Raw genomic sequence first — 15395 nt, 5'->3', positions numbered from 1 at the left:
ACCCAACCTTGTATATTGAGAGACGTAGTAGACCGTCCACTATCAAGGTTGTACCTTACCTAGCACAATTCTCCCGTGAATGTGCGACACCAAAATATTAAGCCATAATAAGTAATTTCAGATTGCTGCGGGAATTATTCGACATTGTGGGTAATCTCAATAATAAATACCCACTTATTTGTTAACTTCCTGAGTTTATCTCATGATTGAAATCCTAGCAACACTTTCTGCTTCTGCGGCAGCAGGAATCAGAATAGGCGTACCTTTATTGATTATTGGATTGTTGCAGGGGAGTAACTTTTGGTCGCATATTCCGATTTTATCTCGTATTTCTTCGCCGGTTCTGCTAGGCTGTTTAATCACTTACTCATTAGTAGAATTATTGGCCTCCAAAAAATTGTGGGGACAAAGAGTTTTACAAGTTATTCAGTTATTATTATCTCCCCTTGCAGGAGCAATTATGGGTTTAGCAGTAGTTTCAGCAACAGCAACCCCAAATTGGCTAATTATTACTATAGGAAGTTCACTGGCTTTAGTTCTGCAACTAGTTCAAATAGGTTGGTTTTATCGCTTGCGTGGTTTGCCACTGTGGGCTGTTTTTCTGCAAGATACTTTGTGTATAGCTCTAGTGCTTTTTGCTTTTGATGCTCCTTGGCAAGGCGGAGTAATTGCTTTAATCCTGCTTTGGTTTGCTGTGCGTAGTGCTAAAGAATGGTACAAATGGTACCACAATAAGGTATAGAAGATTTGGGACTGGAAAATCAGTAACTTCGGGTATCAAAGTATGTGGGTGTGAGGATAGAAAACAGTGAAATTCTTACATCTCTATACTTTTATGCCCTTAGATACTTCAATTCAATCTCAATAGTAAATTTTTGTGTATCAGTGACAACCGAGAAATCACGGTCAAAAGTGTAATTAAATGATACATAAGTGTTAAAGTTTTTGTTAAAGGCAAAAAATTACGTTTAAATACTCCTGCAAAAATGTAAAACTAGCCCTAGTCTCAAAAAGTACCTATATATCAAGTTACTATGCTTAGGTTAGTTGGCTATCAAAATTTGACGCAAATTTATGCTGGAACAAGAACCCTAATTTATCGAGGGATTAGGGCAGAAGATCAAAAGCCAATAGTTATTAAAATATTACGGCATGAATATCCTAGCTTTAGTGAATTAGTCCAATTTCGTAATCAATATACTATTACTAAGAATCTCCATATTTCTGGAATTATTCAAACTTATAGTCTAGAAAATTATGAAAATAGTTATGCTCTAGTAATGGAAGATTTTGGGGGAATTTCTCTCAAAGATTGGTCAAGCCAGAATAGTGAAATATCTTTAGATGAGTTTTTTCATATAGCTATTCAAATTGTCACTATCTTAGATGGACTGTATCGGAGTCGGGTAATTCACAAAGACATTAAACCCAGCAACATCCTCATTAATTCGATAACTAAAGAAATTAGACTGATTGACTTTGGAATTGCATCCCTTCTTCCCAGAGAAACCCAAACTCTCACCAGTCCTAACGTTTTAGAAGGAACCTTGGCTTACCTTTCACCAGAACAAACGGGACGCATGAACCGGGGTATTGACTATCGCAGTGATTTTTATTCTCTTGGGGTGACTTTTTTTGAACTCCTCACAGGACAGTTACCTTTTTCCTATGATGACCCCATGAAATTACTCCATTGTCATATTGCCAAACATCCGCCACAAGTTCAAGAAATCAATTCAACTATTCCTTTAGCTGTGTCTAACATCGTCTTCAAGCTGATGGCTAAAAATGCTGAAGATAGATACCAAAGTGCGTTGGGGATAAAACATGATTTAGAAACTTGCTGGCGACAATGGAAAACCCAAGGAGAAATTAGGGTTTTTGAATTGGGGAGTAGGGATATTTGCGATCGCTTCATTATCCCAGAAAAACTATATGGTCGCCAAGCAGAAGTCCGACAATTACTCGCAGCTTTTGAGAGAGTCTCCCAAGGGAATAGGGAAATGATCTTGGTTGCGGGGTTCTCTGGTATCGGTAAAACCGCAATTGTTAACGAAATTCACAAACCAATTGTTAAACAAAGCGGGTATTTCGTTAAGGGTAAATATGATCAATTTCAACGGAATATCCCCTTATCTGCCATTGTCCAATCATTTCGAGATTTGATGGGACAATTATTAAGTGAAGCCAATACCCAAATTCAGGACTGGAAAACGCAGATTTTAGCCGCGCTGGGAGAACAAGGGCAGGTAATTATCGATGTTATCCCTGAACTCCAATCAATCATTGGTCAGCAACATCAAGTTATAGAACTTGAACCAAGTGCAGCACAAAATCGCTTTAATACACTCTTCTTAAAGTTTATTCAAGTCTTCACAACTAAGGAACATCCTCTAGTTATTTTTCTCGATGATTTGCAATGGGCTGATTCTGCATCATTGAAATTAATTCAGCTATTGATGAGCCAAATCAATAACCATTATTTACTGCTAATAGGAGCCTATCGTGATAACGAAGTCTTTTCAGGGCATCCTTTAATTTTAACACTACAAGATATTCATAAAAACACAGAAAATATCGAGACTATTACTCTAAAGCCTCTAGAGATGTTGCATCTAAATAATCTTGTTGCTGATACTCTCAAATGCACTACAGAATTGTCCTTACCATTAACACAATTAGTTTATCAAAAAACACAAGGCAATCCTTTCTTTAGTAATCAGTTTCTGAAATATCTATACAATGAATATTTAATTACTTTTAATCTTCATAAGGGTTTTTGGGAATGTAATATATCCCAGGTTAAAGCGTTATCTCTAACGGATGATGTTGTCGATTTCATGTCATTACAAATACAAAGATTACCTGAAGCAACGCAGAATGTTCTGAAATTAGCAGCTTGTATTAATAATCATTTTAATTTATCTGTTCTAGCAAATATTTATGAAGAATCCCTGACAGAAACAGCAGCAGTATTATGGACAGCTTTAAGAGAGAGTTTGATAATTCCGACGAACAAAGTCTATAAATTCTTTCAGGAAGATTTATCTCTTGATAATTCTCATGAGTTAAACAATCATATTGAATCTATCACAGTTGAATATAAGTTTCTGCATGACCGTGTTCAACAAGCCGCTTATAATTTAATTCCCGAAAATAACAAAAAACTTACCCACTTAAAAATTGGGCAGTTAATGTTAATTAACAGCACACCAGAAACCAGAGAAGACAATGTTTTTGAAATAGTTAATCAATTCAATATTGGAATAGATTTAATTACAGAAGCGTCAGCACGTCATGAATTAGCAAAGCTAAATTTACAGGCTGGAACTAAAGCTAAAAGTGCTACTGCTTACAGTGCAGCCGTTGAATATATAAATTTAGGAATAGGATTACTAACGGCGAATTGCTGGGAAAGTCAATATGAATTGACATTATCGCTATATTTAGAAGCTGTGGAAGTAGCTTATCTCAGCACAGATTTTGATAGGATGGAAATCCTAGCTGAAACTGTGCTAAACAATGCCAGATCATTACTAGATAAAGTCAATGTTTATAGCATTCAAATTCAAGCCTGTATTGCCCAAAATCAATTGTTATTAGGTATTGAAACTGCTTTACCGGTTTTAGAAATGTTAGGTGTACACTTACCGCATAAACCTAAACAAACAGATATTAATCAATCGCTGGAAGCGGCAAATGCAGCATTAATGGGTAAGAAAACTTCAGATTTAATTAACTTACCCAACATGGACAATCCAGAAAAATTAGCAGCATTGTCTATTCTTTCTAGTATGTTTGGTGCTGCTTATAATGGCTATCCAGCTATGTTTCCTCCATTGATTTGTGAGGAAGTAATATTATCAGTTAAGTATGGTAATGCACCTATTTCAGCCTTTGCTTACGCTAGTTACGGCGCAATTTTACTCACATTCATGGGAGATATTGATGCTGGCTACGAATTTGGCAACTTGGCTTTAAATTTAATTACCAAGCTAGATGCTAAGGAACTAAAAGCAAAAACTTTTTGTGTAGTTAGTTGTTTGATTAAACATTGGAAACAACATCTCAGAGATACATTTCAATTATTTATTGAAGGGTATCATAACGGTTGGGAAACTGGAGATTTAGAATGGTCGGCTTGGTGTGCTTTTTCCTATACTCTTTACTTGTATTTAGCAGGTACAGAACTATATAGCCTAGAGCAAGAAATGGCTAGCTATTCTCAGGCGATCGCTCAATTTAAGCAAAAGACATCTCTCAATTATCTCCACATCTATTACCAGTCTGTTTTCTGCTTACTTGGTTATACAGAAAATCAGATGAAAATTAAGGGCAATATATATGATGAAGAAGTGATGTTACCAATACATCAACAGGCAAATGATCGCCCAGCAATGTATCATTTATATATCAATAAGCTGATTCTTTGTTACCTGTTTTGTGAGTATAAACAGGCAATTAAGAATGCAGAAATTGCTGAACAGTATTTCGATGGTGTTTTGGGAATATATGTGGTTGTACTTTTACCATTTTATGATTCCCTGGCGCGTCTAGCATTATATCCCCATACAACAGTTGATATTCAACAGGAAATTCTGCATCAGGTTAATCAGAATCAAGCCAAAATTAAACAATGGGCAGATTATGCCCCAATGAATCATCAACATAAATTTTATTTGGTAGCAGCAGAGCAAAATCGCGTTCTTGGTCAATATTTAGAGGCGATGAATTATTATGATCTCGCTATTACCGAAGCTAAAGAAAATAAGTATTTACAAGAAGAAGCTTTAGCCAACGAATTAGCAGCTAAATTTTACTGGGAATTAGGGAAGGAAAAAATAGCTCAAGTTTACTTTACTGATGCTTATTATGCTTATACACGTTGGGGAGCTATAGCTAAAGTCAAAGATTTAGAGCAACGCTATCCTCAACTATTTGCTCTTTTATCTCGACGATCAAATTTGATGTTTAACCCCAATGACACAACTGTCAAACATGATTCTACTTCTTCACATATTTATCAAACCCAACATAATACTCATTACTATAGTACGACAATTTCTCATGTCTTAGATTTATCTAGCGTCATTAAAGCTTCCCAAGCTCTAGCAAGTGAAATCAAGCTTGATAAACTGCTTTCTGCATTAATAGAATTGGTAATTGAGAATGCAGGAGCGAAAAAATGTGTGCTAGTGTTACTGAGAAATGAAAAATTAGTGATTGAGGCGATCGCTAAAATTAATCAAGTTCCTGTATCGAATATTTTAGTATCAATACCAATTGCGGAAAGTGATGAAATTCCAGTTTCTTTAATTAACTACGTGTATCATACTTCTCAAAGCTTAGTGATTGATGATGCGACAACTGAGGATTCGTTTCTCTCCGATCCCTATATTCAACAAAAAGAACCTAAAAGTTTATTATGTACACCCATCATCAAGCAAGGTAAATTGATGGGCATACTATATCTAGAAAATCATTTAACCACAGGAGCATTTACTAGCGATCGCCTACAAGTTATTAACCTATTAATGGCGCAAGCTGCTATATCTCTAGAAAATGCCCAGCTTTACGGACAACTAGCAGAATATTCTCAAAATTTAGAATTAAAGGTTGAGCAACGTACTCAGGAATTAAAAGAAAAAGCCAACCAATTAGAATCCGCACTGCAAAAACTTTCTTCAACTCAATCGCAGTTAGTTCAAGCTGAAAAAATGTCTAGTTTGGGTCAATTAGTTGCTGGTATTGCTCATGAAATTAATAACCCTATTAGCTTTATTTACGGCAATTTGACTTACACATCTGAATACATTAATTCCCTATTAGAATTGATTTGTTTATACCAAGAATTATATTCCCAACCCTTACCAGAAATTCAGCAAAAAATCTCAGATATAGAACTAGATTTCATCACAGATGATTTGCCTAAAATGCTGAAATCCATGAGGTTTGGAGCGCAACGTATAGAAGAGATTGTTACATCTTTACGGACGTTTGCACGATTAGATGAAGCAGGAATGAAACGAGTAGACATTCACTCTGGTATTGATAGCACTTTGTTAATTTTGCAACATCGGCTGAAATTTAAGCACAATAAGCAATCTTTACCTATAGCCGTCAAACAAAACTACGGTAATATCCCACAAATTTACTGTTATGCTTCTGAGTTAAATCAAGTCTTTATCAGCATCCTCAGTAATGCTATAGACGCTTTGCAAGAGGATGTAAGTAATCGACTAGGCAGAGAAAAACAGCCGACAATTACCATATCCACAGAGGTCAAAAATTCAGCATCAGTACTAATTCGCATTGCTGATAATGGCCCTGGTATGAGCGATTCAGTACTCAGTAAAATATTTGACCCATTTTTTACAACTAAACCAGTGGGTAGCGGTACAGGTCTAGGACTATCGATCAGTTACGCGATCGTGGTAGAAAAGCATGGTGGTCAATTACTCTGCTCTTCTAGTCCAGGCATGGGTACAGAGTTCACTATCGCCATCCCTATTCAGACTTTTGATACTGCAATCAGTAGAGAAACAACTAATACCAATTTAAAATTAAGAAATTGTGCTTCAGCATAGGTTTGAGAGTTTTCATCTACATTATGTTTTTTGTGAATTGGTATGAAGAGAAGGTAATAATGACTAACTAATGACTAATGACCGAAGCATAAAAAAATACAAGTTTTTTTATGCTTAGGCGCTAAATTTTCTGAAGCGGATTGTAATTTTAAATTTTGTAGCTTTAGCCTCCCGTAGAATATTTTGAATTTTGAATTCCCATAAGGGGTTGACCAATCCATGTTAAGATACATCTCAATTATGAAAGCTGTGTTGGATTAGGTGGATTTAAACAAACATGGAAGCAGCACTATTATTAGCAAAACTGCCTGAAGCTTACCAAATCTTCGATCCTCTGGTCGATGTTCTCCCAGTTATACCTGTTTTCTTTTTGTTGCTTGCTTTTGTATGGCAAGCAGCTGTCGGGTTTAGGTAAGTTCATCTATAATCAATTTCCAGGACAGGTACACTACCTGTCCTATTTTTTTGTAATTACTCTATCTTGATAATTCTTAATTTTTTGTAATAAATGGGGATAAATTCAGTAATATAGGTGTAAAGCTTGACCCGCTTACAGTCAACGAGGAATTAGTCAGCTATGGGTAATATCAAATTTGTCAAAGAAGATAAAGAAGTAATTGCTGCGGATGGTGCAAATCTGCGGCTTAAGGCAATGGATAATGGCGTTGACATTTATAAGTTTTTTGGCAAACTCACAAATTGTGGTGGTGTCGGTCAATGTGGTACTTGTGTTGTTGAGATAGTTGAAGGAATCGAAAATCTTTCTACTCCCACGGATGTAGAAAATCGGATGTTAAAGAAAAAGCCAGCTAATTACCGTTTGGCTTGTCAAACTTTAGTAAATGGCCCAGTAAGTGTAGTAACCAAACCTTAAAGGATTGGTATCGAGCAAGTAAAAAAAAAGAGCTAACACTGGCATCGTTGATGCTATTCTAAAATTGTTGACTGGAAATTAAAGAGAGGCGTTCTTGCCATGCAAGTTAATGACTTAGGGTTCGTAGCGAGCATTCTGTTCGTACTGGTACCCTCTGTGTTTTTAATAATTCTGTACATTCAAACAGCCAGCCGCGAAGGTAAAAAAGATAGTTGATTGATTTTTGTATAAAATAAGAAACCCCTGTACCCGATGGTGGAGGGGTTTTTTGTGTCGAAAGTTTGGGTGAGGAATGTAGGGGGGATAAGAGTATAAGGGAAAGACTTTCAAGTCTGTTAACCGTCAACAGTCAACAGTCAACAGTCAACAGCTATAAATTACTTCACCACACTCCTGCACCCCCATTTAACCAGTTGTCCTCGCTAATAATACAGGACAGCTAGCATTAACTCGCACATAATCTGACAATGAAGCGCCGATGAGTCTGTCTATATCGACAAAATTCTTAGCCACGGATGGACGGCGATCGGGTGATCCGAGTAATAATAAATCTACATTCAACTCGTCTGCTAGACGACAGATTTCTTCTCCTGGTTTGCCGCTACTGGTAAAGCAGCGAGTTTGTACTCCATATTTTTGTGCTTCCGCTACTGCTGAAGCCAAAACAGGATTTTTATCTGGGTTAATTTCCGCTACATCTGAGTTTTTACCACGTAAATCGGTTGTCACATTAGCCAAAATTAATTGACTACCGACAATACCCTGTAACAAAAACAAGGCTAGATTTAAGCAATGTTTTGCTGCATCGGAATTATCCATCGCTACCATCACGCGCTTAATTCTTTTGACATAAATGTCGTCTTTAACCAGCAACATGGGGCGAGAAGACAACTGAAAGACATACTGACTAACTGAGTTTGATAAAATCGATTGCAGACGCTTAAGTCCGCGTGAACCCATAATAATTAAGTCAGCGTCAATTTCATCAGCTACCTGACAAACAACGTCCTTAGGATCTCCTTGGCGTAAAATCGAAGAAACCTGGCTAGGATCTAAGTTCAAAGCCTGAATTGCATTAGCCAAAATTTTACCACCTTCTTCCCATTTATCTGTCATGGCAGAAGATGTTGTTTGAGGAGTAACTACGTGCAGGACTGTAACTTTTGCAGATTGGATTGATGGCACTTCTTTCAAAGTTTTGAGCATTTCTTCTGCGTGTCCCAATCCAGAAACAGCTAGCAAAATCTTTTCTATCATTGTTAGTTCTTGTTTTAAGGTTGCTTGGTGTTTAATTTTTCTTCTTGGTTCGGATGAAATGTTCACCACCTAGCTCAACAACTTAGTAGTTAAGTTAGCACAATGCCACTATATAGATTTTAGCCATCAACACTCAAAAAATTAATTCCTTTGAAGAGACTAACGTTTCTTAAGTTTCATTGCACTTGAGTTACTTAACTTCTCATCTGGGTTGCAATCATTAAGCTTACTCTCAATATTGCCTGATAAAATTCACAATTTATGATGTTGGTTATTATTTTTAATCTATATTCAATATTTTTAATTAGAGGAACATTAAATATTGCAAAGTTAATTTTCTGGTGATTGGTCGAGATTATAGCTGATATAACCGATAAAATATGTAAAAAAAGCACTAGATTAATAGATTTATTTTATATTTCATATAATAGAAAAGAGTTATTATAATAACAAGCTCTTTTTTATGCTTTATTTTTGCGGTTAACTAGCAAATATTAACGAAGAAATGCCTAAATATTTTACAAACTTTTATATATTTAAATGAGATCAATATATTTACTTTTGTAAAGTAATATTATGAGCAAAGGTTTCTTTGTCAGTTAGTAACTTGGCATAAATTATAATTAGTAAGGAATAGACGATGACGGCGAGTAATGGTCTTTCGCACCTTGAAGTCGTTGCCTCTAGCCAGTCGTTTGCATAATCTACTCAGCTAAAGCATTCACAAACTTTTAGGAATTTCTCTCTCCATCCGGTTATGTTTGCCAACTTACCGAGGAAATAGTACTCTTTGCGTAATATTTCTTAATTAATCAATGCGTAAATCCCGAATCAACCTCTGATAACTCTCAAGTAAACACAACTTTGGTGATTGTTTGGGGTAAAACAAAGCCCTGTAGTCATCAAGAGTGAATTTATTGATTCAGGAAGTAAAAATATGAAACTTTGCTATCGTGGTTTGAGTTACGAATACGAACCCAGTCAAGTAGAAAAATACACAGTTTCTCAGCATCAACAATCTCATAAGTTAAAATATCGGGGCATTGCTTATGATACTAACCCTGAGGTAGAAGTAGACAAAGTTAGTTTATCATTCGTAGCTCATAAATTAATTTACAGAGGAATTGCTTACTTTGTAAGTAAAACTCAACCAGAAATTAGCCCAGTTGATGCAACAGTAAAAATTCACGGCTTGGTATAATTTCTATTTAAATCATTACTGTGCCATCTTTGCGAAATAACCTCAGGTAGAGGCGCAGAGAAGTATCGTATTCTCCGCGTTCCTCTGTGTAACCCTTTGCGTAACTCTGCGTTTAAATCTTTTACCTCACTTCTTAAGCAGCATTGGGCAGCAATCCATTGTGCTTGAGCAAAGAAGTTGTACTCGGTTCCCGTCCTCGGAACGCGGCAAACACCTCCATTGGATGCTTGCTACCACCAAGAGCTAATACAGTATCTCGATAACGTCTACCTGTAGCTTTAATGGCGACTTCATCTTCTAGCCCAGCATCTTCAAAAGCGGCGAAAGCATCAGCACTGAGTACCTCAGCCCACTTGTAACTGTAGTATCCCGCAGCATAACCACCTGCAAAGATATGTCCAAAAGCGCAGAGGAAAGCGTCTTCTGGTAGCGGTGGCAAAACAGTAGTCTTTTGAGCGACACGATGACGCACATCGGCGGCGGTTTCCTTACCACCTGGGCGATAGCGGGAGTGTAATTCCAAATCAACACTGCTAAAGTGAAGTTGGCGCAAGATAGCGCTACCACTCATATAATTACGGGCGGCTAGGAGCTTTTGATAATAATGTTCTGGTAGAGGTTCCCCAGTTTCGTAATGTTTAGCCAAGCTAAATAAAGTGGTACGTTCATAGCACCAGTTTTCCATAAACTGGCTTGGTAGTTCCACTGCATCCCACTCTACATTATTGATGCCTGCGGCTCCAGTGTAGTTAACTTTGGTGAGCATATGATGTAACCCGTGACCAAATTCATGGAATAGGGTTTCTACCTCATAGAATGTCATCAAACTAGGTTTACCATCTACTGGCGGAGTTTGGTTACACACCAAATAAGCCACAGGTAAACGCACAGTATTCACACCATTTTCTGTGATGATGGCGCGATTGATGCAGGTATCCATCCATGCACCGCCACGTTTTTCGCCTGGACGGCTGTAGGGGTCTAGGTAGAAATAGGCGATGGGACTACCTGTTTCATCAGCTATTTGGAAATAACGGATATCTTCGTGCCAAACTGGGGCTTGTCCATCTGCTGGGGTAACGGTAATGCCAAACAGCCGATGTACCAGTCCAAATAAGCCATCGAGGACTTGGGGTAGGGGGAAGTAAGGGCGTAGTTCTTCGGCGGTGAAGGCAAATTTTTCTTCTCGTTGGCGTTCAGCCCAAAAACTAATATCCCAGTGTCGTAAGTCTGCGGCTTCTGGCGCTCCTTTGGAAGCTGCAAAGGCTTTCAAGGCTTCTAAATCTTTAACGGCTGCATCGTAACTAGCACTGCGTAATTCTTCTAATAGTGCTTCAACTGCTTCCACATTGGGAGCCATTTTACTGGCTAGGCTTAACTCGGCATAATTTTGGAAGCCCAATAAATTTGCCAGTTCTTGGCGTAACTCTAAAGTCCGTTCGATAATTGGGTTGTTATCTAATTCACCAGATGAGGCGCGGGTAATATAAGTTTTGTAAAGCTTTTCGCGCAAATCACGCCTGGTGCTGTGCTGGATGAAGGGGGTGTAACTGGGGATATCTAAAGTAATACGCCAAGGGCCATTTTCTGGTGTGGCATTTTCTGCACCAGTTGCCCGCGCTGCTTGTGCTGCTAAACTAAGTAAACTTTGGGGTAAGCCGTCAACTTCTGCTTTAGTAGTGAGGGTGAGACTAAAGGCTGTGGTTGCGTCCAGGACATGGTTAGAGAACTTAGTAGAGAGTTCTGCCAATTCCATTTGAATAGCGTTGAAACGTTCCCGCGCTTCTCCTTGCAAGCCCACACCAGAAAGTTCAGCATCCCGGATGGCTGCTTCCACAATTCTCTGTTGGGCTGATTCTAAAGTTTCCCAATTATCACTGGCGCGGAGTTGTTTAAAAGCATTGTAGATGGGTTGGCTTTGTCCCAACTTGTTAGCGAACTGCACTACTTGTGGTTGCACAGCTTCATGGGCTGTACGCAGTTCTGGGCTATTTTTCACACCCATTAAATGATTTACTATACTCCAACTCCAGGTCAGGCGATCGCTTAACTTTTCTAAAGGTTCGACCAAGCCATCCCAAGTAGGCTGTACATTCGCTTCTAAGGTAGTCAGTTCTTGTTCCAGTTCCGCCAATAGTTGTTCAAAGGCTGGTTGTACTTGTTCTGGTTGAATTTCCGTAAATGGTGGCAAACCAGAACCTTTAAGTAAGGGATTATCAGTGATGGTAGTATTCGCACTCATGGTTTGATGTGAGCCGCAGATTATGGGTGACTATATTCTACTAATGTAGCGATCGCTGCTCCATTTCGCCCTGCCATAATGCCAAAATCGCTAATCTTTTCATACAAACCATCATGTTACACCCTCAGTTATAGGACTAACAGATAAGCATTTCACTAGCATATAAATACCCATTCCCCACTCCCCACTTATGCGCGCCATGATTTTAGACGCACCGCGTCAACCCTTACGCCTGACAGAGTTACCAATACCAAGACCTAATTCTGAACAAGTATTGATTCGCGTTCATGCTTGCGCTGTCTGTCGTACAGATTTACATATAGTGGATGGAGAATTGACACACCCAAAACTACCTTTGATTTTGGGACATCAAATTGTAGGGACGATTGAGGCTTTAGGGGAAAAAGTTGATCAATTTCATCTAGGTCAAAGGGTTGGTGTACCTTGGTTAGGTCATACTTGCGCTCATTGTCCTTATTGTCTCTCTGGGCGGGAAAACCTCTGTGATTATGCGGAATTCACAGGTTATAATCTAGATGGCGGCTATGCAGACTATACAGTAGCTGACCACCGCTTTTGTTTTCCTTTAGACCCCAGTTATCCAGACTTACAAGCTGCACCTCTGTTATGTGGCGGCTTAATTGGCTACCGGGCTTACAACATGACTGGGAATGCTGAGAAACTAGGTTTTTACGGTTTCGGTTCGTCTGCTCATATCTTAATTCAACTAGCACGTTATCAAGGGCGAAAAGTATTTGCTTTCACTCGTCCTGGGGATATTTTAGGTCAAGAATTTGCCCGTCAATTAGGTGCAAATTGGGCTGGTGACTCAGATGTATTACCGCCAGAACCTTTAGATGCAGCGATTATTTTTGCACCAGTCGGAAAACTAGTTCCTACCGCCTTGCGTGCGGTTGCTAAAGGTGGTGTAGTTGTTTGTGCTGGTATTCACATGAGCGATATTCCCTCATTTCCCTACAGCATTCTGTGGGAAGAACGGGTGTTAAGGTCTGTAGCTAATTTAACACGCCAAGATGGGGAAGATTTTCTGACGATAGCGCCGCAAATCCCCATTCGTACTGAAGTTAATTCTTTTCCCTTAACTCAAGCTAATGAGGCTTTAGATGCGTTACGTAGTGGCAAAATAGAGGGGTCTGCCGTTTTAGTGATGAAGTGAGAACGGTCAGGTAGCAGGGAGAATAACTTCATTACTCATTACCCAGCACTCACTCTGTAATAGGAGTTTTCCGGTGAACCAAATTTTAAAGGATTTATCCGCACCCAACTTAGTAACAGTCCTGGAAAACAATATGTTCGCATTTTTTACTAACTATGCACATGGTGCTGGTTGCGAACTCTACTCTGGCTCTAACTTGGTTCGTTTTGCCACTGGGGTAGTTTTTCCATTTTTTAATGGTGTTGTCCATACCCAACTGCAACCTGAACAAATAGATAACACTATCATTGCCACTCTTGACTACTTTAGAACGAAGCAATTACCGATGTTGTGGTGGACGGGGACAGGAACTCAACCACCTGATTTGGCCAAGCATTTAGCAGCTCACGGATTAAATAGCTTAGGGGTATTGCCTGTAATGGCAATTGATTTGTCGGCTTTACCAGAACAAAAGTCTTCGACAGATAATTTGTCAATTATACCAGTCAGGGATCAACAAAGCTTAAGACATTGGATAGAAGTAGCGGCGATCGCTTTTCAAGTTCCCCGTACCCAATGGGATGCCTTTTTTAACCTAGAATTAAGTCTGGGCTGGGATTCTGAAAGATATATCCGGTTTATTGGTTATGCAAATAATTTACCTGTCGCCACATCAGCATTGTATCTAGATGGACAAGTAGCTGGGATTTATGTCGTCGCCACCGCCCCAGAAGCAAGGAAAAGGGGATTCGCTACAGCAATAACCCTAGCTGCACTAGAAAAAGCCCATGCCCTGGGATATCACATAGGTACACTGCAAGCATCGCAAATGGGAGTAAACGTATATCGTCAGATGGGATTTCAAGAGTACTCTCAGGTAGATATGTACGTATTTATGCCTGTTGATAGTTGACGAGAGTTTGTGATTAGCATTTGTGCGATCGCTGCCTTAAGTCAAGTACAATTAAACTTACTTCACTAACCGTTTCACCTCAAATCCCCGTAACCCTTCCGGCTCTTCATATTCAACCTCCACATCTTGAACCACAGCCGCCGGTGGGCCTGCGTGACACCACCTCACCATCTCTTCTACAATGTCCCGCACCCCTTCAAACACCGCTTCTACACGACCATCGGGAAGATTCCGCACCCAACCAGTTAAACCCAATTGACTCGCTGTATCGACGGTAGAGTAACGAAAACCTACCCCCTGCACTCTACCAGTAACGAAGACATGGGCGCGAATTAGCTGTGACTGTGGTGTAGAATTTGGCATTGACCCATCTATTGTTTACGATTACCAGTCTACATTGTTTGTGAATCAGGAACGGATTTTTTAGATCGAAATCTGCTAATTTAAAATTCTGAATTCTGCATTACTTATGTCTGAACTGCCACCATTGAATACAGATACTATCTGGGGTATTCTCAACGATCAAATCGATGATGCCACGGTCATGCAATTAGTTTGGTATTACTTGGGCTATCGCTACGACGCAGCAACAGAGAAATGGAATAACCATATAGTTGCACCAGAATGGCGCAATGAATATCCAGAACCACCAAACTTTCTAGAAAGTCGCCCCGCAACTATGAAATTAACTCGTTCTATTCCTAAACAATACAAACAAATTACCAAAGAAAAACTGGGTTTTAAAGGGTATAAAATTGGTACTTTTACACCAAGAGAAACTCGCAGAGCTACTGCGGCTAACTGGTTGCTAAGTCATTCGCAGCAGCAGGTTGATCAAGGACAATAATACATTTTGGCAAATATTCGGTTAATTAAGATTATTTTTCACCGAATATTTGCTTTTATGTAATAAAAATATTATTTATAAATCTATAACCTATGACAGTAGCACTCGTGAGGGGTTAGATTAAAGTGTATTTTGTCAATGAGCTAAAATACTTAAACTTATCTAAATAAAAATGATAATCATGTGGTGGGGAGGGGGAGGAGGCGAGCGACGCTCGCCTCCTCCCCCCTCTTTTCGATTATCATTATCATTAAAATTTTTAGCAGATAAAATATGGAACGAAAAAGCATTGTAACAACACAATAACTTGGGAAGAAT

The 15395-nt window shown here is 38.8% G+C and carries 12 protein-coding genes; 9 read left to right on the top strand and 3 right to left on the bottom strand.

All coding sequences use genetic code 11. The annotated features are described in order from the left end of the window. Positions 1-202: 202 nt before the first annotated feature. The 5 genes from H6G14_RS28000 (at position 203) to psbM (ending at position 7677) form a co-directional block, all read left to right on the top strand. Entirely contained in the window at positions 203-742 is a 540-nt protein-coding gene (locus H6G14_RS28000) for a DUF4126 domain-containing protein (RefSeq protein ID WP_190571629.1), read from the top strand. Between the two features lie 292 nt (positions 743-1034). Beyond that, positions 1035-6587, top strand: a complete 5553-nt coding sequence (locus tag H6G14_RS27995) for a trifunctional serine/threonine-protein kinase/ATP-binding protein/sensor histidine kinase (RefSeq protein WP_190571627.1) — start codon at positions 1035-1037, stop codon at positions 6585-6587. Positions 6588-6864: 277 nt separating this feature from the next. Further along, complete coding sequence (locus H6G14_RS27990; protein WP_006195022.1) at positions 6865-7002, top strand: photosystem II reaction center protein K; 138 nt, start codon at positions 6865-6867, stop codon at positions 7000-7002. Between the two features lie 162 nt (positions 7003-7164). Continuing rightward, entirely contained in the window at positions 7165-7461 is a 297-nt protein-coding gene (locus H6G14_RS27985) for a 2Fe-2S iron-sulfur cluster-binding protein (RefSeq protein ID WP_190571626.1), read from the top strand. A gap of 99 nt (positions 7462-7560) precedes the next feature. Continuing rightward, positions 7561-7677, top strand: a complete 117-nt coding sequence (gene psbM, locus H6G14_RS27980; RefSeq protein WP_010995057.1) for a photosystem II reaction center protein PsbM — start codon at positions 7561-7563, stop codon at positions 7675-7677. 189 nt (positions 7678-7866) lie between these two features. Here psbM and H6G14_RS27975 read toward each other — a convergent pair whose 3' ends face one another. After that, entirely contained in the window at positions 7867-8718 is an 852-nt protein-coding gene (locus tag H6G14_RS27975; RefSeq protein WP_190571654.1) for a universal stress protein, read from the bottom strand. A 937-nt stretch (positions 8719-9655) separates the two neighbouring features. Here H6G14_RS27975 and H6G14_RS27970 point away from each other — a divergent pair. After that, a complete protein-coding gene (locus H6G14_RS27970; RefSeq protein WP_190571624.1) occupies positions 9656-9919 on the top strand; it encodes a DUF4278 domain-containing protein in 264 nt (87 codons plus the stop codon). 133 nt (positions 9920-10052) lie between these two features. Here the strand turns inward: H6G14_RS27970 and H6G14_RS27965 are convergent, their stop codons facing one another. Beyond that, a complete protein-coding gene (locus H6G14_RS27965; protein ID WP_190571622.1) occupies positions 10053-12161 on the bottom strand; it encodes a M3 family metallopeptidase in 2109 nt (702 codons plus the stop codon). A 190-nt stretch (positions 12162-12351) separates the two neighbouring features. On the opposite strand from H6G14_RS27965, the gene H6G14_RS27960 reads away from it, so the two are divergent. Continuing rightward, positions 12352-13338, top strand: a complete 987-nt coding sequence (locus tag H6G14_RS27960) for a zinc-dependent alcohol dehydrogenase family protein (protein ID WP_190571621.1) — start codon at positions 12352-12354, stop codon at positions 13336-13338. A gap of 73 nt (positions 13339-13411) precedes the next feature. Next, positions 13412-14230, top strand: coding sequence for a GNAT family N-acetyltransferase (locus H6G14_RS34275; protein WP_190571619.1), 819 nt, complete (start codon positions 13412-13414; stop codon positions 14228-14230). Between the two features lie 57 nt (positions 14231-14287). On the opposite strand, the gene H6G14_RS27950 is transcribed toward H6G14_RS34275, so the two are convergent. Beyond that, positions 14288-14593, bottom strand: a complete 306-nt coding sequence (locus tag H6G14_RS27950) for an acylphosphatase (RefSeq protein ID WP_190571617.1) — start codon at positions 14591-14593, stop codon at positions 14288-14290. Positions 14594-14699: 106 nt separating this feature from the next. Between H6G14_RS27950 and H6G14_RS27945 the strand changes: the two genes are divergently transcribed. Then, on the top strand, positions 14700-15077 hold the full coding sequence (locus tag H6G14_RS27945) for a DUF1823 family protein (RefSeq protein ID WP_190571615.1): 378 nt from the start codon (positions 14700-14702) through the stop codon (positions 15075-15077). Positions 15078-15395: the final 318 nt, after the last annotated feature.

It is taken from the genome of Nostoc parmelioides FACHB-3921 (assembly GCF_014696625.1).
Classification (GTDB): domain Bacteria; phylum Cyanobacteriota; class Cyanobacteriia; order Cyanobacteriales; family Nostocaceae; genus Trichormus; species Trichormus parmelioides.
This window is presented reverse-complemented; position numbering and strand designations above follow the sequence as displayed.